This is a genomic window from Escherichia sp. E14V7 (assembly GCF_004212225.1).
Classification (GTDB): domain Bacteria; phylum Pseudomonadota; class Gammaproteobacteria; order Enterobacterales; family Enterobacteriaceae; genus Escherichia.
In genome coordinates this window covers 61,049-83,530 of sequence record NZ_RHJJ01000004.1, presented here as the reverse complement: position 1 = coordinate 83,530, position 22,482 = coordinate 61,049, and the positions used below count along the sequence as shown (strand labels likewise).

Annotated in this window: 21 protein-coding genes; 10 read left to right on the top strand and 11 right to left on the bottom strand. The window is 50.8% G+C overall.

What is annotated here, in order from left to right:
* Nucleotides 1–77: 77 nt before the first annotated feature.
* Complete coding sequence (gene zwf, locus D9741_RS04735) at nucleotides 78–1,553, bottom strand: glucose-6-phosphate dehydrogenase (RefSeq protein WP_130208489.1); 1,476 nt, start codon at nucleotides 1,551–1,553, stop codon at nucleotides 78–80.
* Nucleotides 1,554–1,889: 336 nt separating this feature from the next.
* On the opposite strand from zwf, the gene hexR reads away from it, so the two are divergent.
* Nucleotides 1,890–2,759 carry a DNA-binding transcriptional regulator HexR gene (hexR, locus tag D9741_RS04730; RefSeq protein WP_130218708.1) on the top strand — a complete coding sequence of 290 codons (870 nt, stop codon included), beginning with the start codon at nucleotides 1,890–1,892 and terminating at the stop codon, nucleotides 2,757–2,759.
* 125 nt (nucleotides 2,760–2,884) lie between these two features.
* Complete coding sequence (gene pyk, locus D9741_RS04725) at nucleotides 2,885–4,327, top strand: pyruvate kinase (RefSeq protein ID WP_130218706.1); 1,443 nt, start codon at nucleotides 2,885–2,887, stop codon at nucleotides 4,325–4,327.
* 131 nt (nucleotides 4,328–4,458) lie between these two features.
* Here the strand turns inward: pyk and lpxM are convergent, their stop codons facing one another.
* The 3 genes from lpxM to znuA all read right to left on the bottom strand — a co-directional run bounded on the left by lpxM (nucleotide 4,459) and on the right by znuA (nucleotide 7,819).
* On the bottom strand, nucleotides 4,459–5,430 hold the full coding sequence (gene lpxM / locus D9741_RS04720) for a lauroyl-Kdo(2)-lipid IV(A) myristoyltransferase (RefSeq protein WP_130208491.1): 972 nt from the start codon (nucleotides 5,428–5,430) through the stop codon (nucleotides 4,459–4,461).
* Between the two features lie 118 nt (nucleotides 5,431–5,548).
* Nucleotides 5,549–6,871, bottom strand: a complete 1,323-nt coding sequence (mepM, locus tag D9741_RS04715; RefSeq protein WP_130218704.1) for a murein DD-endopeptidase MepM — start codon at nucleotides 6,869–6,871, stop codon at nucleotides 5,549–5,551.
* Between the two features lie 15 nt (nucleotides 6,872–6,886).
* Nucleotides 6,887–7,819, bottom strand: a complete 933-nt coding sequence (znuA, locus tag D9741_RS04710; RefSeq protein ID WP_074399578.1) for a zinc ABC transporter substrate-binding protein ZnuA — start codon at nucleotides 7,817–7,819, stop codon at nucleotides 6,887–6,889.
* Between the two features lie 78 nt (nucleotides 7,820–7,897).
* Here znuA and znuC point away from each other — a divergent pair, with 78 nt between their 5' ends.
* Nucleotides 7,898–8,653 carry a zinc ABC transporter ATP-binding protein ZnuC gene (gene znuC, locus D9741_RS04705; protein WP_130208493.1) on the top strand — a complete coding sequence of 252 codons (756 nt, stop codon included), beginning with the start codon at nucleotides 7,898–7,900 and terminating at the stop codon, nucleotides 8,651–8,653.
* Nucleotides 8,650–9,435 (top strand): zinc ABC transporter permease subunit ZnuB, encoded by a 786-nt coding sequence (gene znuB, locus D9741_RS04700; protein ID WP_130208494.1) that lies wholly within the window; start codon nucleotides 8,650–8,652, stop codon nucleotides 9,433–9,435. Before znuC ends, znuB begins: the two co-directional genes overlap by 4 nt.
* A gap of 382 nt (nucleotides 9,436–9,817) precedes the next feature.
* Here znuB and ruvB read toward each other — a convergent pair whose 3' ends face one another.
* Both ruvB and ruvA read right to left on the bottom strand, forming a co-directional pair.
* Nucleotides 9,818–10,828: a Holliday junction branch migration DNA helicase RuvB gene (gene ruvB / locus D9741_RS04695; protein ID WP_000568522.1), complete on the bottom strand. Its 1,011-nt coding sequence runs from the start codon at nucleotides 10,826–10,828 to the stop codon at nucleotides 9,818–9,820.
* An 8-nt stretch (nucleotides 10,829–10,836) separates the two neighbouring features.
* Nucleotides 10,837–11,448, bottom strand: a complete 612-nt coding sequence (gene ruvA, locus D9741_RS04690; RefSeq protein WP_000580323.1) for a Holliday junction branch migration protein RuvA — start codon at nucleotides 11,446–11,448, stop codon at nucleotides 10,837–10,839.
* 273 nt (nucleotides 11,449–11,721) lie between these two features.
* Between ruvA and D9741_RS04685 the strand changes: the two genes are divergently transcribed.
* Nucleotides 11,722–12,321, top strand: a complete 600-nt coding sequence (locus D9741_RS04685; protein ID WP_130218702.1) for a YebB family permuted papain-like enzyme — start codon at nucleotides 11,722–11,724, stop codon at nucleotides 12,319–12,321.
* Nucleotides 12,322–12,325: 4 nt separating this feature from the next.
* Here the strand turns inward: D9741_RS04685 and ruvC are convergent, their stop codons facing one another.
* From ruvC to aspS, 4 genes are all read right to left on the bottom strand, one after another.
* A complete protein-coding gene (ruvC, locus tag D9741_RS04680) occupies nucleotides 12,326–12,847 on the bottom strand; it encodes a crossover junction endodeoxyribonuclease RuvC (RefSeq protein ID WP_010350951.1) in 522 nt (173 codons plus the stop codon).
* A gap of 34 nt (nucleotides 12,848–12,881) precedes the next feature.
* Nucleotides 12,882–13,622, bottom strand: coding sequence for a YebC/PmpR family DNA-binding transcriptional regulator (locus D9741_RS04675; protein ID WP_000907234.1), 741 nt, complete (start codon nucleotides 13,620–13,622; stop codon nucleotides 12,882–12,884).
* A 28-nt stretch (nucleotides 13,623–13,650) separates the two neighbouring features.
* Nucleotides 13,651–14,103, bottom strand: coding sequence for a dihydroneopterin triphosphate diphosphatase (nudB, locus tag D9741_RS04670; protein ID WP_001300367.1), 453 nt, complete (start codon nucleotides 14,101–14,103; stop codon nucleotides 13,651–13,653).
* 117 nt (nucleotides 14,104–14,220) lie between these two features.
* Entirely contained in the window at nucleotides 14,221–15,993 is a 1,773-nt protein-coding gene (gene aspS, locus D9741_RS04665; RefSeq protein ID WP_130208496.1) for an aspartate--tRNA ligase, read from the bottom strand.
* A 310-nt stretch (nucleotides 15,994–16,303) separates the two neighbouring features.
* Here aspS and D9741_RS04655 point away from each other — a divergent pair, with 310 nt between their 5' ends.
* Genes D9741_RS04655 through cmoB form a run of 5 tightly spaced genes read left to right on the top strand, consistent with a single transcriptional unit; the run spans nucleotide 16,304 to nucleotide 19,885 of the window.
* The gene (locus tag D9741_RS04655; RefSeq protein WP_130218698.1) at nucleotides 16,304–16,870 is read left to right on the top strand and encodes a hydrolase; all 567 of its coding nucleotides are present in this window, start codon (nucleotides 16,304–16,306) and stop codon (nucleotides 16,868–16,870) included.
* On the top strand, nucleotides 16,867–17,685 hold the full coding sequence (locus D9741_RS04650; RefSeq protein ID WP_130218696.1) for a DUF72 domain-containing protein: 819 nt from the start codon (nucleotides 16,867–16,869) through the stop codon (nucleotides 17,683–17,685). The genes D9741_RS04655 and D9741_RS04650 overlap by 4 nt, the downstream gene beginning before the upstream one ends.
* A 52-nt stretch (nucleotides 17,686–17,737) precedes the next feature.
* Nucleotides 17,738–18,133 (top strand): MAPEG family protein, encoded by a 396-nt coding sequence (locus D9741_RS04645; protein WP_130218694.1) that lies wholly within the window; start codon nucleotides 17,738–17,740, stop codon nucleotides 18,131–18,133.
* Nucleotides 18,134–18,173: 40 nt separating this feature from the next.
* Nucleotides 18,174–18,917 (top strand): carboxy-S-adenosyl-L-methionine synthase CmoA, encoded by a 744-nt coding sequence (gene cmoA / locus D9741_RS04640; RefSeq protein WP_000019588.1) that lies wholly within the window; start codon nucleotides 18,174–18,176, stop codon nucleotides 18,915–18,917.
* Nucleotides 18,914–19,885 carry a tRNA 5-methoxyuridine(34)/uridine 5-oxyacetic acid(34) synthase CmoB gene (cmoB, locus tag D9741_RS04635; RefSeq protein ID WP_119457715.1) on the top strand — a complete coding sequence of 324 codons (972 nt, stop codon included), beginning with the start codon at nucleotides 18,914–18,916 and terminating at the stop codon, nucleotides 19,883–19,885. The genes cmoA and cmoB overlap by 4 nt, the downstream gene beginning before the upstream one ends.
* Before the next feature lie 164 nt (nucleotides 19,886–20,049).
* Here cmoB and torZ read toward each other — a convergent pair whose 3' ends face one another.
* Entirely contained in the window at nucleotides 20,050–22,479 is a 2,430-nt protein-coding gene (gene torZ / locus D9741_RS04630; RefSeq protein WP_130218692.1) for a trimethylamine N-oxide reductase TorZ, read from the bottom strand.
* Nucleotides 22,480–22,482 lie beyond the last annotated feature (3 nt).

The following is a 22,482-nucleotide window of genomic DNA, read 5'->3' as shown; positions in this document are numbered from 1 at the left end:
GAAAGTGTAAAAATTGTTCTACAATCTGTGCAAGATCATGTTACCGGTAAAATAACCATAAAGGATGAGTGCAGATATTACTCAAACTCATTCCAGGAACGGCCATCGCGGGTAATCATCGCCACCGAAGCAACCGGTCCCCAGGTTCCGGCCTGATACGGTTTCGGCGCATCGTTATCCATCGCCCATGCTTCAGTAATGGAGTCCACCCATTTCCAGGCTTCTTCCACTTCATCACGACGTACAAACAGCGCCTGAATACCGCGCATGGTCTCCAGCAACAGACGTTCATAGGCATCTGCCAGATGCGTCTGATTAAAGGTTTCTGAATAGCTCAGATCCAGCTTGGTGATTTGCAGGTTATGTTTGTGATCAAGACCCGGGACCTTGTTCAATACTTGAATATCCACGCCTTCATCAGGTTGCAGACGGATAGTCAGTTTGTTCTGCGGCAGGTCCTGCCACGACTCTTTAAACAGATTGAGCTCTGGCGTTTTGAAATAGACCACCACTTCAGAGCATTTGGTCGGCAAACGTTTACCGGTACGCAGGTAGAACGGTACGCCAGCCCAGCGCCAGTTGTCGATATCGACACGGATAGCCACGAAGGTTTCCGTGTTACTGCTTTTGTTCGCGCCCTCTTCTTCCAGGTAACCCGGAACTTTTTTGCCCTGGGCGAAGCCCGCAGTGTATTGCCCGCGTACGGTTTTTTCGCGTACGTTGGAGCGGTCAATGCGGCGCAGAGACTTCAGTACTTTCACTTTTTCATCGCGGATGCTGTCTGCGCTCAGATCAGACGGCGGAGACATCGCAATCATGCAGAGAATTTGTAGCAGGTGGTTCTGGATCATGTCGCGCATCTGACCGGCTTTATCAAAATAGCCCCAGCGCCCTTCGATCCCCACTTCTTCTGCCACGGTAATCTCAACATGATCAATAGTGCGGTTGTCCCAGTTGTTCACAAACAGGGAGTTAGCAAAACGCAGCGCCAACAGGTTCAGCACCGTTTCTTTACCAAGGTAATGGTCGATACGGTATACCTGGCACTCCTCGAAGTATTCGCCAACCTGATCGTTGATTTCCTGCGAGGTCGCCAGCGACGTCCCCAGCGGTTTTTCCATCACCACACGCGCCGGTTTGCCGTTCAGTTTCGCCTCACCAAGCCCTTTGCAGATTGCGCCAAAAGTGCCTGGCGGCATGGCAAAGTAGTTAATGGTGATACGATTTTTTTGATCCAGCATCGCACCAAGACGGCTGAATGCAGCGGTGTCATTGACATCGAGATTACAAAAATCCAGACGTGCACTCAGGGTGTCCCATAAACCTTCATCAATAGTTTCTTTCATGAAGGTTTCCAGCGCTTCGCGGACTACTTTGGTATATGCCGCTTTATCCCAGTCAGCACGCCCTACGCCGATAATACGGGTATCCGGGTTGAGCTGACCGGCTTTTTCCAGTTGATACAGGGAAGGCAGCAATTTACGACGCGCAAGGTCGCCTTTCGCGCCGAAAATGACCAGGTCACAAGCCTGGGCTGTTTGCGTTACCGCCATGTCATTCTCCTTAAGTTAACTAACCCGGTACTTAAGCCTGGGTATACTTGTAATTTTCTTACGGTGCACTGTACTGCTTTTACGAGCTTGCGAAAACTGTAAACGCTTATCCACCTGTGCGATTACGGCAAAAGCGCGCAAAGTGCGGCAAAACTGATAAAAAAATCATCGTTTTCCATTGGGTAAAAATCTGACACTGATCATGTTATGAAAAAAAATGACAACTTTTTTATCCGCTTTTGTCATTAATACGACACACAGGCGTAATATCAGACCAAACTGCATTTCGATTTCTTTCAGTGTGGAAATCGTCATTACCGTGAGTCTCTTTACATCATGAATATGCTGGAAAAAATCCAGTCTCAACTGGAACATTTGAGCAAATCAGAACGAAAAGTCGCCGAGGTCATTCTTGCTTCGCCTGACAACGCGATCCATTCGAGTATTGCTGCTCTGGCGCTTGAGGCCAATGTTAGCGAACCAACGGTGAATCGTTTCTGTCGCAGCATGGACACCCGCGGTTTTCCTGATTTTAAACTCCATCTGGCACAAAGCCTGGCAAATGGCACGCCCTATGTTAATCGCAACGTTAATGAAGATGACAGCGTTGATTCATACACGGGGAAAATATTTGAGTCGGCAATGGCCACGCTCGATCACGTCCGTCACTCGCTGGACAAATCTGCCGTCAACCGTGCCGTCGATCTCCTGACTCAGGCCAAAAAAATCGCCTTTTTCGGTCTGGGCTCTTCTGCCGCCGTCGCCCACGATGCGATGAATAAGTTTTTTCGCTTTAATGTTCCAGTGGTTTACTCCGACGATATTGTGTTGCAACGCATGAGTTGTATGAATTGTAGCGACGGAGACGTGGTTGTGCTGATTTCTCACACCGGAAGAACCAAAAATCTGGTTGAACTGGCGCAGTTAGCACGGGAAAACGACGCGATGGTAATTGCCCTCACCTCCGCCGGTACGCCACTCGCCCGGGAAGCAACGCTGGCAATTACCCTCGACGTACCTGAAGATACTGACATTTATATGCCCATGGTGTCTCGACTTGCGCAGTTGACCGTGATAGATGTGCTGGCAACAGGATTTACTTTGCGACGCGGCACAAAATTCAGAGATAACTTGAAGCGGGTCAAGGAAGCGCTCAAGGAATCGCGCTTTGATAAGCAGTTACTTAAATTGAGTGACGATCGCTAAATCGATTATCACTGTTCTATCCTTATACGATATTCGCATGTGTTTAAATTACAACCATAATGGTTTTAGTTTATGCGAATTCATGTTCAAGCAACACCTGGTTGTTTCAGTCAACGGAGTATTACATGTCCAGAAGGCTTCGCAGAACCAAAATCGTTACCACGTTAGGCCCAGCTACCGATCGCGATAATAACCTTGAAAAGGTCATCGCAGCGGGTGCAAACGTCGTACGAATGAACTTTTCTCATGGCTCGCCTGAAGACCATAAAATGCGCGCGGATAAAGTTCGTGAAATTGCCGCAAAACTGGGTCGTCATGTGGCTATTCTCGGTGACCTTCAGGGGCCAAAGATTCGCGTATCAACTTTTAAAGAAGGTAAGGTTTTCCTCAATATTGGGGATAAATTCCTGCTGGATGCCAACTTGGGCAAAGGTGAAGGCGATAAAGAAAAAGTCGGTATCGACTATAAAGGTCTGCCTGCTGACGTCGTGCCTGGCGACATTCTGCTGCTGGACGACGGTCGCGTACAGTTAAAAGTACTGGAAGTTCAGGGCCTGAAAGTGTTCACCGAAGTGACCGTCGGCGGCCCTCTTTCCAATAATAAAGGGATCAACAAACTCGGTGGTGGTCTGTCTGCTGAAGCGCTGACAGAGAAAGACAAAGCAGACATTAAAACTGCGGCATTGATTGGCGTAGATTATTTGGCTGTCTCTTTCCCACGCTGCGGCGAAGATCTGAATTATGCTCGTCGTCTGGCGCGCGATGCAGGTTGTGATGCGAAAATTGTCGCCAAAGTTGAACGTGCAGAAGCCGTTTGCAGCCAGGATGCAATGGATGACATCATCCTCGCTTCTGACGTGGTGATGGTCGCACGTGGCGACCTCGGCGTAGAGATTGGCGATCCGGAACTGGTTGGGATTCAGAAAGCGCTGATTCGTCGCGCGCGTCAGCTGAACCGCGCAGTCATTACTGCTACCCAGATGATGGAATCGATGATTACCAACCCAATGCCGACGCGTGCAGAAGTCATGGACGTGGCGAACGCCGTTCTGGATGGTACTGACGCCGTAATGTTGTCTGCGGAAACCGCCGCAGGTCAGTATCCATCTGAAACCGTTGCTGCAATGGCGCGTGTTTGCCTAGGTGCCGAAAAAATCCCGAGCATCAATGTGTCTAAACACCGCCTGGACGTTCAGTTCGACAATGTGGAAGAAGCTATCGCGATGTCCGCAATGTACGCGGCTAACCACCTGAAAGGCGTTACCGCGATCATCACCATGACCGAATCCGGTCGTACCGCGCTGATGACTTCCCGTATCAGCTCCGGTCTGCCGATTTTCGCCATGTCTCGTCATGAACGCACGCTGAACCTGACTGCGCTTTATCGTGGTGTTACGCCGGTCTATTTTGACAGTGCAAATGAAGGCGTGGTTGCTGCCAGCGAAGCAGTAAATCTGCTGCGCGATAAAGGCTACCTGATGTCTGGTGATCTGGTGATTGTCACCCAGGGCGACGTGATGAGTACCGTGGGTTCGACGAATACCACGCGTATTTTAACGGTAGAGTAAGTACGTTGCCGGATGTGGCGAAAACGCCTCATCCGGCCTACAGTTCAATGATAATTCAATAGATTTCTAATCTTCTGAAGCAAACTTGAACTTATCATCAGGCGAAGGCCTCTCCTCACGAGAGGCTTTTTTTATTTGATGGGATAAAGATCTTTACGCTTATACGGCTGGATTTCGCCCGGTTTGCGCGTTTTCAGCAATTTTAAAATCCAGGTGTACTGCTCTGGTCGCGGACCAACAAAAATCTCAACTTCTTCATTCATACGCCGCGCAATGGTAGCGTCATCCGCCTCTAACAGGTCATCCATCGGTGGACGAACCTGAATCGTCAGACGATGGGTTTTGCCATCATAGATTGGGAACAACGGAACGACACGCGCGCGACACACTTTCATCAGGCGACCAATTGCTGGCAGCGTTGCTTTATACGTTGCGAAGAAATCAACAAATTCACTGTGTTCAGGTCCATGATCCTGATCCGGTAAATAATAGCCCCAGTAGCCCTGACGAACCGACTGGATGAAAGGTTTAATACCATCATTTCTCGCGTGCAGACGACCGCCAAAACGACGACGCACCGTGTTCCAGACATAATCAAAAACCGGGTTGCCCTGATTATGGAACATCGCTGCCATTTTCTGCCCTTGTGAGGCCATCAGCATAGCGGGGATATCAACTGCCCAGCCGTGCGGTACCAGAAAGATCACTTTCTCGTTGTTACGCCGCATCTCTTCGATGATCTCCAGCCCCTGCCAGTCGACGCGAGGTTGGATTTTCTCCGGCCCACGTATCGCCAGTTCAGCCATCATTGCCATCGCTTGCGGCGCGGTGGCAAACATCTCATCCACAATCGCTTCGCGTTCGGCTTCGCTACGTTCGGGAAAGCAGAGAGACAGATTGATCAACGCCCGACGACGTGAGCTTTTACCCAGTCTTCCGGCAAAACGCCCCAACCGCGCAAGGATGGGATCACGGAATTTCGCGGGTGTTAAGGCAATACCGGCCATTGCCGCCACGCCCAACCAGGCTCCCCAGTAACGAGGGTGACGAAAGGATTTATCAAACTCAGGAATATATTCGCTATTATTTTTTTTCGTTTCCATGCTTTTCCAGTTTCGGATAAGGCAATAATCAATCTGGTGGTAGTGTAACGGCGCAACTTGCCCCGCACCAAATAAAAAAGCCGGCACTGACTGCGTACCGGCTGCCAATGGGTATTAATTAATCAAACTGTAGCTGCGGTACAATCTCCTTGGCCTTCGCCAGGAAATCGGTACGATCTGAACCGGTCAGCCCTTCAGTACGCGGCAGTTTCGCTGTCAACGGGTTCACCGCCTGCTGGTTAATCCATACCTCATAATGCAGATGTGGCCCAGTTGAACGCCCGGTGTTACCGGAAAGCGCGATACGATCGCCACGCTTCACTTTCTGCCCCGGTTTAACCAGAATCTTACGCAGGTGCATATAACGCGTGGTGTAGCTGCGACCATGACGAATCGCGACATAATAACCCGCTGCGCCACTGCGTTTAGCAACTACCACTTCACCGTCTCCCACCGAAAGCACCGGCGTACCCTGCGGCATCGCAAAATCAACGCCTCTGTGCGGCGCAACGCGAGCGGTTACCGGGTTCAGACGACGCGGGTTAAAGTTAGACGAAATGCGGAACTGTTTTGCCGTCGGGAATCGTAAGAACCCTTTCGCCAGGCCAGTGCCGTTGCGGTCGTAGAATTTGCCATCTTCAGCGCGAATAGCATAGTAATCTTTGCCTTCTGAACGCAAACGCACGCCCAGCAGTTGGCTTTGTTCACGTTTGCCATCAAGCATCTCACGTGACATTAATACCGCAAATTCGTCACCTTTTTTCACTTTGCGGAAGTCCATCTGCCACTGCATTGCTTTAATCACCGCGCTCACTTCAGCACTGGTTAAACCTGCATTTTTGGCGCTGGCAACAAAACTTGTCCCAACGGTTCCTTTCACCAGATTGTTAACCCACTCCCCTTGCTGCATTTCGCTGGTCATTTTAAAACCATTAGCGGCGGTGCGATCATAGGTACGGGTTTCGCGGCGAGACACTTCCCAGGTCAGACGCTGTAACTCGCCTTCCGCGGTTAATGTCCAGGAAAGTTGTTGACCAATTTTCAGGTTACGCAGATCTTTATCAGCAGCAGCAAGTTGGGTGATATCACCCATCTCAATACCATATTGATTAAGGATGCTACTTAACGTGTCGCCCGTAGAAACGACATATTCATGAACGCCGGCTTCACCAGCGATTTTGTCGTCGAGTTCGTCCTGGGGAATGGCTTCATCTTCTTGCGCGGCTTGATCAATCGGCTCACTGGCCTCAGGTAAGAGAGAACGAATTTCGTTCTGTTCAAGCTCAATGGTTTTGACAATAGGCGAGGCGTCTCGGTGGTAAACATAAGGCCGCCAGACAGCGACGGCCAGAGTAAGAACGGTAAGCGACCCCAACATAACGCGGTGTGGTCGCGGTAAATTATTAAACGCCAGGGCGACAGAGCGGGCTATCTGTTGCACGTAATCACTTCCTCATTAATCTCCTTTCAGGCAGCTCGCGTACTGGTTAGCTAATTGATTCAGGAATTCTGAATAGCTTGTTTTGCCCAGTTTGATATTCGTCCCAAGGGGATCCAACGTTCCCATACGAACGGATGTCCCTCGTGCGACGCTTTCAACGACCGCAGGCCTGAACTGTGGCTCAGCAAAAACGCAGGTTGCTTTTTGCTCAACCAACTGTGTTCTTATTTGATGTAAACGCTGCGCGCCAGGTTGAATCTCAGGGTTTACGGTAAAGTGACCAAGCGGTGTCAGTCCGAATTGTTTTTCGAAGTAGCCGTAAGCATCATGAAAAACGAAATAACCTTTTCCCTTGAGCGGCGCGAGCTCGTTACCAACCTGTTTCCTACTTGAAGCTAATTGTGCCTCAAATTCCATCAGGTTGGCGTCAAGTTTGGCTCGACTTTGCGGCATAAGTTCCACTAATTTTCCATGGATTGCAACCGCTGTAGCCCGCGCTATCTCTGGGGAAAGCCAAACGTGCATGTTGAAATCGCCGTGATGGTGATCTTCGTCACTTTTTTCCGCGTGGTCATGATCATCATCAGCGTCGTGAATGCTTTTCATCAGCAGCGGTTTTACACTCTCAAGCTGCGCAATGGTTACCTGCTTCGCCTCGGGTAATTTACTCACGGGCTTTTGCATAAACGCTTCCATTTCCGGTCCAACCCAGACAACTAAGTCCGCGTTCTGTAAGCGTTTTACATCAGATGGACGCAGTGAATAATCATGTTCAGAGGCCCCATCAGGAAGTAACACCTCCGTCTCTGTTACTCCATCAGCAATAGCGGAAGCGATGAATCCAACAGGTTTAAGCGAAGCGACAACGGCAGCTTCTGCTACCTGAGTTGCACTGCCCCAGAGAGCAGCAGATAATGCTGCGAAAAGAAGCGTTTTTTTATGTAACATAATGCGACCAATCATCGTAATGAATATAAGAAGTGTGATATTATAACATTTCATGACTACTGCAAGACTAAAATTAACATGACAAGTCTGGTTTCCCTGGAAAATGTCTCGGTTTCATTTGGCCAACGCCGCGTCCTCTCTGATGTGTCGCTGGAACTCAAACCTGGTAAAATTTTGACCTTACTTGGGCCGAACGGCGCAGGTAAGTCGACATTGGTTCGGGTTGTTCTCGGGCTGGTAACACCAGATGAAGGTGTTATCAAGCGCCACGGAAAACTGCGCATTGGTTATGTGCCGCAGAAGCTGTATCTCGACACCACGTTGCCACTGACCGTAAACCGTTTTTTACGCTTACGCCCCAGAACACATAAGGAAGATATTCTGCCTGCACTAAAACGCGTTCAGGCTGGGCATCTTATTGACGCGCCAATGCAAAAGCTCTCTGGCGGTGAAACGCAGCGTGTACTACTCGCGCGCGCATTGTTAAATCAGCCCCAGTTATTAGTTCTGGACGAACCCACCCAGGGCGTGGATGTGAATGGTCAGGTGGCGTTATATGACCTTATTGACCAGTTACGTCGCGAACTGGACTGTGGCGTTTTAATGGTGTCTCACGATCTGCATCTGGTAATGGCAAAAACCGATGAAGTACTTTGCCTTAACCATCACATCTGTTGTTCTGGCACACCAGAAGTCGTTTCCCTGCATCCGGAATTTATTTCGATGTTCGGGCCTCGCGGAGCTGAACAGCTGGGTATTTATCGCCATCATCATAATCACCGCCACGATTTACAGGGGCGAATTGTTCTGCGTCGGGGAAGTGATCGCTCATGATTGAATTGTTATTTCCCGGTTGGTTAGCCGGGATTATGCTGGCCTGTGCCGCAGGTCCTTTGGGTTCTTTTGTTGTCTGGCGTCGTATGTCTTATTTTGGCGATACGCTGGCCCATGCGTCTTTACTTGGAGTGGCGTTTGGTCTGTTGCTGGACGTGAATCCCTTCTATGCAGTGATTGCCGTTACGCTGCTGCTGGCGGGCGGTCTGGTATGGCTGGAGAAGCGCCCACAGCTGGCGATCGACACGTTATTGGGAATTATGGCGCACAGTGCCTTGTCGCTGGGCCTGGTCGTTGTCAGTCTGATGTCTAACATTCGCGTTGACTTGATGGCATACCTGTTCGGTGATTTGCTGGCAGTGACGCCGGAAGATCTCATCTCCATCGCCATTGGCGTGGTCATTGTGGTGGCAATTCTGTTCTGGCAATGGCGTAATTTACTGTCGATGACCATTAGCCCGGATCTGGCATTTGTCGATGGTGTGAAATTACAGCGAGTGAAATTGCTGTTGATGCTGGTAACAGCATTGACGATTGGTGTGGCAATGAAATTTGTCGGGGCGTTGATTATTACCTCGCTGCTGATCATTCCGGCTGCTACCGCACGTCGTTTTGCCCGTACGCCGGAACAGATGGCAGGTGTCGCCGTTTTAGTGGGGATGATTGCTGTAACTGGCGGTTTAACTTTTTCAGCGTTTTACGATACGCCTGCGGGTCCGTCAGTGGTGCTGTGCGCTGCGCTGTTGTTTATTTTGAGTATGATGAAAAAACAGGCCAGCTAATTTGTACCTAAACACAATTGTCGGATAAGACGCGAACGACGTCGCATCAAGCACATTGCCAGTGTCGGATGCGGCGCGAGCGCCTTATCCGACCTACGGTTCGCTATATCAGGTAGGCCTGATAAGACGCGAACGACGTCGCATCAGGCATATTGCCAGTGTCGGATGCGGCGTGAACGCCTTATCCGACCTACGGTTCGCTATACCGGGTAGGCCTGATAAGACGCGAACGGCGTCGCATCAGGCATATTGCCAATGTCGGATGCGGCGTGAACGCCTTATCCGACTTACAGCTCTATACCTGGTAGGCCTGATAAGACGCGAACAGCGTCGCATCAGGCACACTGCCAATGTCGGATGCGGCACGAGCGACCGAACCGACCTACGGCATTTCTGGCGGTGTGATGCCGAAATGGTTCCATGCCCGCACTGTCGCCATACGCCCGCGTGGTGTACGCTGCAAAAAGCCTTGCTGAATCAGATAAGGCTCCAGCACATCCTCAATGGTTTCACGTTCTTCGCCAATAGCCGCCGCCAGGTTATCCAGACCTACAGGCCCACCAAAGAATTTATCGATTACCGCCAGCAACAATTTGCGGTCCATATAATCGAAACCTTCAGCATCGACATTCAGCATATCCAGCGCCTGGGCGGCGATATCTGCCGAGATGGTGCCATCGTGCTTCACTTCGGCGAAATCACGCACTCGACGCAGCAGACGGTTGGCAATGCGTGGCGTACCGCGAGCGCGACGAGCAACTTCCAGCGCGCCGTCATCACTCATCTCAAGCCCCATAAAGCGTGCACTACGACTAACGATATATTGCAGATCCGGCACCTGATAAAACTCCAGACGTTGCACAATACCAAAACGGTCGCGCAACGGTGATGTCAGCGAACCTGCGCGCGTGGTTGCGCCAATCAGTGTAAACGGGGGCAAATCAATTTTAATGGAGCGTGCAGCCGGACCTTCACCAATCATGATATCTAACTGGTAGTCTTCCATTGCCGGATACAACACCTCTTCCACCACTGGTGAAAGACGGTGGATCTCATCAATAAACAGCACGTCATGTGGTTCAAGGTTAGTGAGCATTGCTGCCAGATCGCCGGCCTTTTCCAGCACCGGACCGGAAGTCGTGCGTAAATTAACGCCCATTTCATTGGCGACAATATTAGCAAGCGTGGTTTTACCTAAACCCGGAGGGCCAAAAATCAACAGATGATCGAGGGCGTCGCCGCGCAGTTTCGCTGCTTTGATGAAAATCTCCATCTGTGAACGAACCTGCGGCTGACCAACATACTCTTCCAGTAATTTGGGGCGAATGGCGCGATCTGCTACATCTTCCGGCAAAGTCGTACCGGCAGAAATCAGACGGTCTGCTTCAATCATCCTTTACCTCATAACGCGGCGCGTAGGGCTTCGCGAATTAATGTTTCACTGCTGGCGTCAGGGCGGGCGATTTTGCTCACCATGCGGCTGGCTTCTTGTGGTTTATAGCCCAGCGCCACCAGCGCAGCAACCGCTTCCTGTTCAGCATCATCGGTTGCCGGGCTGGCAGGCGACGTGAGCACCAGATCGGCGGCTGGCGTAAAGAGATCGCCGTGCAAACCTTTAAATCGGTCTTTCATTTCGACAATTAAACGCTCGGCGGTTTTTTTACCAATGCCCGGCAGTTTCACCAGTGCTCCCACTTCTTCACGTTCAACGGCATTAACGAACTGCTGCGCTGACATTCCGGAGAGGATCGCCAGCGCCAACTTCGGGCCGACGCCGTTGGTTTTGATTAACTCTTTAAACAACGTGCGCTCTTGCTTATTGTTAAAGCCGTACAGCAGCTGCGCGTCTTCACGCACCACAAAGTGGGTGAAAACGATCGCTTCCTGTCCCGCTTCAGGGAGTTCATAAAAACAGGTCATCGGCATATGCACTTCATAGCCTACGCCGCCCACTTCGATTAACACCAGCGGGGGTTGTTTTTCAATGATGATGCCTCTGAGTCTGCCTATCACATGACGCTCCTGCGTAATGAATCAAAGATAATGCTGTATGATAAAAAAATGCTGGATAGATATCCAGCGAAGGATGAAGAAAACTTGCGAGGCGTCCCGATGATCTGAAAAATGGCGCAGTATAATTTATTCTACAGGTTATATTGGAAGCAAATATTTGAATATTACATATTCAGTGAGTTAATGCGTAAAAAAATATACATTTCGACTCCTGAAAAATAAACTTTTTTATGTTATTACGTGTATTCATATTTATTTCAATGGAATGACAACGTGAATATTAATTACCCTGCTGAATATGAAATTGGTGATATCGTCTTTACATGTATAGGTGCTGCCTTATTTGGCCAAATATCAGCAGCATCAAATTGCTGGAGTAATCACGTCGGGATCATTATCGGTCATAACGGTGAAGACTTCCTGGTTGCAGAAAGCCGGGTTCCCCTTTCAACCATCACCACGCTATCCCGTTTTATTAAACGTTCTTCTAATCAACGCTATGCTATAAAGCGATTAGACGCAGGGCTAACAGAACAACAAAAACAACGAATTGTTGAACAGGTTCCCTCCCGGCTACGCAAACTCTACCACACCGGTTTTAAATACGAATCTTCACGCCAGTTCTGTTCAAAATTTGTCTTTGATATTTATAAAGAGGCGCTATGTATTCCGGTGGGCGAAATAGAGACATTTGGAGAATTGTTAAATAGCAATCCGAATGCAAAACTCACTTTCTGGAAATTCTGGTTCTTAGGTTCTATTCCGTGGGATCGTAAAACGGTTACGCCAGCGAGTTTGTGGCATCATCCGAGTCTAATGTTGATTCATGCGGAGGGAGTAGAAACGCCTCAGCCTGAACTGACTGAAGCGTGATAATTTAGCGCAGTCGCCCTCTCGCCAGGTTCAGCCGCGATTCGCTCATCTGCATCGCATTCTGGCTGACATGGCAGTGGGTGATGGCAATCGCCAGCGCATCGGCGGCATCCGCCTGTGGATTAGCAGGTAATTTCAGCAAGGTACGCACCATATGCTGCACCTGGCTTTTTTCGGCGCTACCAATGCCCACCACTGTTTGCTTCACCTGACGCGCAGCATATTCAAACACCGGCAATTCCTGATTCACCGCAGCCACAATCGCCACGCCTCGTGCCTGCCCCAGTTTCAGGGCAGAGTCAGCGTTCTTTGCCATAAAGACTTGTTCGATTGCGAAATAATCGGGCTGGAACTGGGTGATGATTTCCGTCACGCCCGCATAGATCAGTTTCAGACGAGACGGTAAATCATCCACTTTGGTGCGTATGCATCCGCTACCCAGGTAGGACAGTTGCCTACCTACCTGGCGGATGACGCCGTAGCCGGTCACGCGCGAACCCGGGTCAATACCGAGAATAATAGACATCACGCGTCTCCGTTTTGTTGTTTAGCCGGCCTCATCAGAGGGTCGCTGCAACCTCATCAGAGATCTCACCGTTATGGTAAACTTCCTGCACGTCGTCACAGTCTTCCAGCATATCGATCAGACGCATCAGTTTCGGTGCAGTTTCTGCATCCATATCGGCTTTGGTTGACGGGATCATGGAAACTTCTGCGCTGTCTGCTTTCAGACCTGCCGCTTCCAGAGCGTCGCGTACTTTACCCATCTCTTCCCATGCAGTGTAGACGTCGATTGCGCCGTCATCATAGGTCACAACGTCTTCAGCACCTGCTTCCAGTGCTGCTTCCATGATGGTGTCTTCGTCGCCTTTCTCGAAGGAGATCACGCCTTTTTTGCTGAACAGATAGGCTACGGAACCGTCAGTGCCGAGGTTACCGCCACATTTGCTGAATGCGTGACGCACTTCAGCAACGGTACGGTTGCGGTTGTCAGACAGACATTCAATCATGATTGCCGTGCCGCCAGGACCGTAACCTTCGTAGATGATGGTTTCCATGTTCGCATCATCATCACCGCCCACACCACGTGCAATTGCGCGGTTCAGGGTGTCACGGGTCATGTTGTTAGACAGTGCTTTATCAATTGCTGCACGCAGACGCGGGTTAGCGTCCGGATCGCCACCGCCCAGCTTAGCCGCGGTTACCAGCTCACGAATGATTTTAGTGAAGATTTTACCGCGCTTAGCATCCTGCGCAGCTTTACGATGTCTGGTGTTGGCCCATTTACTATGACCTGCCATAAAAATATCTCCAGATAGCCCTGCCTGTTCAGGCAGCGTTAATAACAAACTGTTCAATCGCCTGCCGGTTGCTCCAGGACTTAGTGAGCGCCGCCGCAGCAGGCGCATCAAGCCACTTGTAAGCCAGATGTTCAGTGAAAACAATCTGGCGTTCGTGCGGGAGCGCAAGACAGAACCATGATTCTGTATTACGCGTCACGCCCGGCGCATAGCGATGACGTAAATGTGAAAAAATTTCAAACTCTACCGTGCGCTGACAGTCAATTAAGGTCAGTTGTTCAGCGACAACATCGATGGTGACCTCTTCCTTTACTTCGCGCATGGCAGCTTGCGGCGCGGTTTCACCCTCTTCCACACTGCCGGTTACCGACTGCCAGAAATCGGGATCGTCACGCCGCTGCAACATCAGCACCCGTTTCGTATCTTGTGCATAGATGACCACTAAGATCGAAACGGGACGCTTATACACTTTATCCTTCACGCTGCCTCTTCGTTGACTGCCTTCGCTCATCCCATTCACATAGTTATCTATGCTCATGGGAGTTCACTCAGTTGCCGCCTCGATGCAACGCGAATGATTTCGTGTATTTGAGTCATATCAGTTATTCTCAGCCTTCTTCACAACCTGAATGCTCAGCTCAGCCAGTGCAGTCGGGTTAGCAAAGCTCGGTGCTTCAGTCATCAGACACGCTGCCGCCGTGGTTTTCGGGAAGGCGATAACGTCACGGATGTTGTCGGTGCCGGTCAGCAGCATGGTCAGACGGTCAAGACCGAATGCCAGACCTGCGTGCGGCGGAGTACCGTATTTCAGGGCGTCGAGCAGGAAGCCGAATTTCTCGCGCTGTTCCTCTTCGGTGATCCCCAGAATGCCAAACACCGTCTGCTGCATATCACCATTATGGATACGCACTGAACCACCGCCCACTTCGTAACCATTGATGACCATATCGTAAGCGTTCGCCACCGCATTTTCCGGTGCAGCTTTCAGCTCTGCCGCCGTCATGTCTTTCGGCGCGGTGAACGGATGGTGCATTGCCGTCAGGCCGCCTTCACCGTCGTCTTCAAACATCGGGAAGTCGATAACCCACAGCGGCGCCCATTTGCTTTCGTCGGTCAGGCCAAGGTCTTTACCCACTTTCAAACGCAGTGCGCCCATCGCGTCGGCAACAATTTTCTTGTTGTCGGCACCGAAGAAAATCATATCGCCATCTTGCGCGGCAGTACGATCCAGGATGGCTTCGATGATTTCCGCATTAAGGAACTTCGCTACCGGGCTGTTGATACCTTCCAGACCTTTCGCGCGTTCGTTAACTTTGATGTAAGCCAGACCTTTCGCGCCATAGATTTTAACGAAGTTACCGTATTCGTCGATCTGCTTACGGGTCAGCGATGCGCCACCCGGAACACGCAGAGCGGCAACACGGCCTTTCGGATCGTTCGCCGGACCCGCAAATACCGCGAATTCAACGGATTTCAGCAGATCGGCAACGTCGGTCAGTTCCATCGGGTTACGCAGGTCCGGTTTATCAGAACCATAACGGCGTTCAGCTTCCGCAAAGGTCATTACCGGGAAATCGCCCAGATCAATGCCTTTCACTTCCAGCCACAAATGACGCACCAGCGCTTCCATCACTTCACGCACTTGCGGCGCGGTCATGAAAGAGGTTTCCACATCGATCTGAGTAAATTCAGGCTGACGATCAGCGCGCAGGTCTTCGTCACGGAAGCATTTAACGATCTGATAGTAGCGGTCAAAACCGGACATCATCAGCAGCTGTTTGAACAACTGCGGGGATTGCGGCAGCGCGTAGAATTTACCTTTGTGCACACGAGAAGGCACCAGGTAGTCACGCGCGCCTTCCGGCGTGGCTTTAGTCAGCATCGGAGTTTCGATGTCGAGGAAGCCGTGGTCATCCATAAAACGACGTACCAGGCTGGTGATTTTAGCGCGGGTTTTCAGGCGCTGAGCCATTTCCGGGCGACGCAGGTCGAGGTAGCGGTATTTCAGACGTGCTTCTTCGGTGTTGACGTGGTTAGAGTCAAGCGGCAGAACGTCTGCGCGGTTGATGATGGTCAGCGAGGAAGCCAGCACTTCGATTTCGCCAGTCGCCATATCGCGGTTGATATTTTTTTCGTCACGCGCACGTACGGTGCCCGTGACCTGAATGCAGAACTCATTACGCAGTTCAGAGGCCAGCTTTAACGCGTCCGCACGATCCGGATCGAAAAATACCTGCACGATACCTTCGCGGTCGCGCATATCGATAAAGATCAAGCTACCAAGATCACGACGACGGTTGACCCAACCACACAGAGTCACCTGCTGCCCCACGTGGGACAAACGGAGCTGTCCACAATATTCTGTACGCATGAGATATCCCTTAACTTAGCTGCTGGCGGATGTCCCCTGCTGTGCAGGTGACCTGAGTCGCAGCGTTAGCTGTATGTCACAACTGAATGAAAAAAGGCGGCTATTATACTGGAAATTCTGCCGCACCGTAAGAGCCTGGCCCGCGCTGGAACGCCTCGTTACCACTTTATATCGGGCCTGGATTCAGACTCTACGCCAGTTTGCTATAAAGGTGTTGCCCGAACTCATAAAAATTAACAAAATTTGTCGTTCCGCCATCGGCTAATCGCATTAAGGTGAGAGGCACGATTTTGTTTTATCTGGAGTGATCATGCTTGAACTTAATGCCAAATCCACAGCGCTAGTGGTGATTGATTTACAGGAAGGCATCTTGCCTTTTGCCGGTGGTCCGCATACTGCCGAAGACGTGGTAAATCGCGCCGGGAAGCTGGCGGCGAAATTTCGCGCGAGCGGTCAGCCCGTGTTTCTGGTGCGTGTTGGCTGGTCTGCCGATTATGCTGAAGCATTAAAACAGCCGGTTGATGCCCCTTCTCCCGCTAAAGTGTTGCCCGAAAATTGGTGGCAACATCCTGCTGCATTAGGTGCAACCGACAGCGATATCGAAATCATCAAACGTCAATGGGGTGCGTTTTACGGTACGGATCTGGAGTTGCAATTACGCCGCCGAGGTATCGATACAATAGTGTTATGTGGGATCTCGACCAATATCGGCGTTGAGTCCACCGCCCGCAATGCCTGGGAACTCGGTTTTAATCTGGTGATTGCCGAAGATGCCTGTAGCGCCGCCAGTGCCGAGCAGCACAATAACAGCATCAACCATATCTATCCACGCATCGCCCGTGTGCGCAGCGTGGAAGAGATCCTCAACGCGTTATGATTTATATCGGTCTGCCGCAATGGTCGCATCCTAAATGGGTGCGTCTGGGGATAACCAGCCTGGAAGAGTATGCCCGCTACTTTAATTGCGTGGAGGGCAACACCACGCTATACGCCCTGCCGAAACCCGAGGTTGTCCTGCGCTGGCGGGAGCAGACTACGGATGACTTCCGCTTCTGTTTTAAGTTTCCGGCGACCATTTCGCATCAGGCAGCGTTGCGTCATTGCGATGATTTAACCAGTGAATTTTTGACCCGTATGTCACCGCTGGCTCCGCGCATTGGGCAATACTGGCTGCAACTGCCTGCCACCTTCGGCTCACAGGATTTGCCTGCGCTTTGGCATTTTCTCGATTCTCTTCCCGGCGAATTTAATTATGGTGTGGAAGTGCGTCATCCGCAGTTTTTCGCCAAAGGGGAAGAGGAACAAACGCTTAATCGCGGTTTACATCAGCGCGGCGTTAATCGGGTAATTTTAGATAGCCGCCCGGTTCATGCTGCACGTCCGCATAATGAAGCCATACGCGACGCCCAACGGAAGAAACCGAAGGTTCCGGTACATGCCGTACTAACGGCGACAAATCCGCTGATCCGTTTTATCGGCAGCGATGATATGGCGCAAAACAGGGAATTATTTCAGGTCTGGTTAAAGAAATTAGCGCAGTGGCATCAAACCACTACGCCTTATCTTTTTTTACATACGCCAGATATTGCCCAGGCTCCGGAACTGGTACATACACTGTGGGAAGACCTACGTAAAATGCTTCCAGAGATCGGAGCAGTCCCGGCTATTCCACAGCAATCTTCTCTTTTCTGAATTTGCCACCTATCATAGACAAGTGCCATCGGCCATTTTAAAGGGAGTTTGTATGGTAAGCGCGCTGTATGCCGTTTTAAGTGCGTTGTTATTAATGAAGTTCTCTTTTGATGTTGTTCGCCTGCGAATGCAGTATCGCGTTGCCTATGGCGACGGCGGTTTTAGCGAACTACAAAGTGCTATTCGTATTCATGGCAATGCGGTGGAATATATTCCTATCGCGATTGTATTGATGCTATTTATGGAAATGAATGGTGCTGAAACCTGGATGGTGCATATTTGCGGCCTCGTTTTGCTCGCTGGTCGTCTGATGCATTATTACGGTTTCCATCACCGTCTGTTTCGCTGGCGACGTTCTGGTATGAGCGCCACCTGGTGTGCGCTATTGCTGATGGTGCTGGCGAATCTTTGGTATATGCCCTGGGAGTTGGTTTTCTCCCTACGTTAGCGCACAATACGCCACTTTCTTTTTCCCGGATTTTTACGTTATGTCTCACCGCGACACGCTATTTTCTGCTCCTATCGCCAGACTGGGCGACTGGACCTTTGATGAACGGGTAGCTGAAGTCTTCCCGGATATGATCCAACGTTCCGTTCCCGGCTACTCCAATATTATTTCAATGATTGGTATGTTAGCTGAACGCTTCGTTCAACCGGGTACGCAGGTTTACGATCTGGGCTGTTCTTTGGGCGCGGCGACGCTCTCAGTGCGTCGCAACATTCATCATGATAATTGTAAAATTATCGCCATCGACAATTCCCCGGCAATGATTGAACGCTGCCGCCGTCATATTGACGCCTATAAAGCGCCTACGCCTGTTGACGTTATTGAGGGTGATATTCGTGATATTGCCATTGAAAACGCGTCGATGGTTGTACTGAATTTTACCCTGCAATTCCTGGAACCTTCCGAGCGCCAGGCGTTACTGGATAAAATTTATCAAGGGCTAAACCCGGGCGGCGCGCTGGTGCTTTCGGAAAAATTCAGTTTCGAAGATGCCAAAGTTGGTGAACTGCTGTTCAACATGCACCACGATTTTAAACGTGCCAACGGTTACAGCGAGCTGGAAATCAGCCAGAAGCGCAGCATGCTGGAAAACGTGATGCTGACCGATTCCGTGGAAACCCACAAGGCACGCCTGCATAAAGCCGGTTTTGAGCATAGCGAGCTGTGGTTCCAGTGCTTTAATTTTGGTTCACTGGTGGCATTAAAAGCAGAGGACGCTGCATGATCGACTTTGGTAACTTTTATTCTCTGATTGCCAAAAATCATCTTTCACACTGGCTGGAAACCCTGCCCGCGCAGATTGCCAGCTGGCAGCGCGAACAGCAGCACGGTCTGTTTAAACAGTGGTCCAATGCGGTGGAATTTCTGCCTGAAATTAAACCGTATCGTCTTGATTTACTGCATAGCGTGACGGCAGAAAGCGAAGAACCACTGAGCGCTGGGCAGATTAAGCGCATTGAAACGCTGATGCGCAACCTGATGCCGTGGCGCAAAGGGCCGTTCTCACTGTATGGCGTCAACATCGATACCGAGTGGCGTTCCGACTGGAAATGGGATCGTGTTCTGCCCCATCTTTCTGATTTAACCGGGCGCACCATTCTTGATGTCGGCTGCGGCAGCGGCTATCACATGTGGCGCATGATTGGCGCAGGCGCACACCTTGCGGTGGGGATCGACCCTACGCAACTATTCCTCTGCCAGTTTGAAGCGGTGCGTAAACTTTTAGGTAACGACCAACGGGCGCATCTGCTGCCGTTAGGGATTGAACAACTTCCGGCACTGAAAGCCTTTGATACCGTCTTTTCGATGGGCGTGCTTTATCATCGTCGTTCACCGCTGGAGCATCTCTGGCAGTTAAAAGACCAACTGGTCAATGAAGGTGAACTGGTGCTTGAAACGCTGGTTATTGATGGCGACGAAAACACGGTGCTGGTACCAGGCGATCGTTACGCACAAATGCGTAATGTTTATTTCATCCCGTCGGCCCTGGCGTTGAAAAACTGGCTGAAGAAGTGTGGTTTTGTTGATATTCGCATTGCGGATGTGAGCGTCACCACTACAGAAGAGCAGCGTCGTACCGAGTGGATGGTCACCGAATCGCTGGCCGATTTTCTTGATTCACATGATCCGGGTAAAACGGTAGAAGGTTATCCTGCGCCTAAACGCGCGGTGCTGATTGCGCGTAAGCCGTAAAGGTCTGGTATTACTGCCGGATGCGGCGTGAACGCCTTATCCGGCCTACAAAACCTTGCTAATTCAATATATTGCAGGGACTATGTAGGCCTGATAAACATAGCGCATCAGGCAGTTTTGCGTTTGCATAACCTCAGCGCCCGTTTCCGGGCGCTATTCACTTCTTATGCCTGAATAGCTGGCTGATCAAACGCCGTTAACTTCGGCGCATTACCCGTATATTTTTCGATATACACCAGCGCAGAGTTACCGGCACAGGCATTCGCCAGCTGCGAGCTGGGGATATCCGCCGTTAACACGTTCGCACTGCCGTTTTTACACAAACCATTTTCCAGATCCGGCCATGCACCTTCATGCACGCATACCACGCCTTTTTTGATCCCGTCAGTCACCACAGCGCCTGTCAGGATCTGACCACGTTTATTCCAGACACGGACCAGATCGCCATTCTCAATACCAAAGCGAGCAGCATCTTCGGTGTGAATTGTGATCGGCTCACGATCGGCAACCGCATATTTTTTACGCAGCTCCGCATAGTTAAGCTGACTGTGTAGACGATGTGCCGGATGCGCGGTCAGAAGCTGCAACTGCTTCTCGTCGGCGGTACCTTTCCACTCATCAGGCGCAAGCCAGGTTGGGTGTGCCGGGCAATCCTTATAGCCAAATTTTTCCAGCGTTTTTGAATAGATTTCAATTTTGCCGCTTGGCGTACCCAGCGCATTTTTCACCGGATCGGCGCGGAAATCACCATAGCGAACATATTGCTCGCTCTTCTCGCTGCGGCGCATTTCAAGCAGTTTATTTTGCTGCCAGAAGGCATTAAACATTGGCATAGTCACGCGTTGCGCACGCGCATCTTTCTGAGCGGCATCATAGAAAAATTTCAGCCACGCCATTTCATCTTTACCTTCGGTATAGATCTCTTTTCCGCCAGGTTTCAGTAATTCCGCAAGATCGGCAAACACGTCAAAATCGTTACGCGCTTCAAATTGCGGAGCGACAGCTTGCTTCATCGGCACAATATGCTGGTTGCTGTAATCACCGGTCATCGTCAGGTCATTGCGCTCAAACGATGTGGTGATCGGTAATACGATATCTGCGTGTTTGGCTGCTGCGGTCCAGTAGCATTCAGAAACGACGATCATCTCCGGTTTCTGCCATGCTTTGATCAGACGATTAGTATCCTGGTGATGGGTAAAGTTACCGCCACCCGCCCACCAGATCATTTTGATATTTGGGTACGTTTGCTCTTTACCGTTGTGCTGATATTTCCCGCCAGGATTTTCCAGCGCATCGACAATACGGGCGACCGGAATCGCGGTCATTCCGCCATCATCAGCTTCCTCACTTGCCTGTCCGGCAATCGCCGCAGACATTTCTGGCAGTACGCCGCCAACTCGCGTCGGGTTGCCACCGTTGGAGTAATGATAAGAGAATCCAAAACCGCCGCCCGGTGTACCAATTTGCCCTAACATCGCCGCCAGCGTCACCAGCATCCAGTGTTTCTGTTCACCGTATTGCTGGCGTTGGATCCCCCAACCAGCCATCAGCATCGTGCGATTCGCCGCCATCAGTTCTGCAAGTTTGACAATCTGCGCTTCCGGTACGCCAGTAATTTCTGCCGCCCAGGCCGCACTCTTCGGCGTATTATCGTTCTTGCCGGTCAGATACTCTTCAAACTGCGGATAACCGGTGGTGTATTTCTCAAGGAAGGCTTTATCGTGTTTGCCTTGAGTCATCAGGGTATGCGCGATGCCTAACATCAGCGCCACGTCGGTCCCCATATTCGGCGCGATCCAGGTCGCGTTATCGCCAAAGAACTCGATGGTTTCGGAACGGATAGGGTCGATGGCAATCACTGGTTTGCCCGATTTTTTCAGCTGATGGAAGTATTCCAGCCCTTGTTCATCGGTACTGCTCCAGGCAATTTTTAAGGTATTCAGCGGGTTCATGCCCCACAACACCACCACCTGACTGTTTTCCAGAATCAGCGGCCAGGAAGTCTGCTGTTCATAGACCTCCACAGAACCGACAACGTGCGGCATGATCACCTGCGCAGCCCCGGTAGAGTAATCGCCACTATGCCCGGAATATCCCCCTGCCAGATTCATATAACGTTGCATCAGCGTTTGCGCTTTATGCAGCACCCCTGATGAACGCCAGCCGTAAGACCCTGCAAAAATGGCCGAAGGGCCATTGGCCTTGCGAATGCGATCGTGTTGCTCATGAATCAGTTTTAATGCCTGTTCCCAGCTCACCTGAACGTAACTGTCTTCGCCACGACCTTTCGCCGGTTGCAATGGATTGTCGAGATAACTTTTTCTCACCATCGGATGCTGAATACGCGCCGTAGTGTGTACCTGATCCGCCGCCGTAGACTGTAAGGAGTTCGGGATGGTCTTCGCCAGCGCGCCTGTAGAAGAAACAATCTTACCGTCCTTCACTTCTACGTTCATCGCTCCCCAACGACCCGCGGTGAGGATTTTTCCGCCCTTCTCTTCTGCCCATGCGGGTAACGGCGTAGCCGATGTCACCACCAGCGCCCCGGCAGCAATACTGCTATGTTTAATAAACTCACGTCTTGTTAATGTCATAAC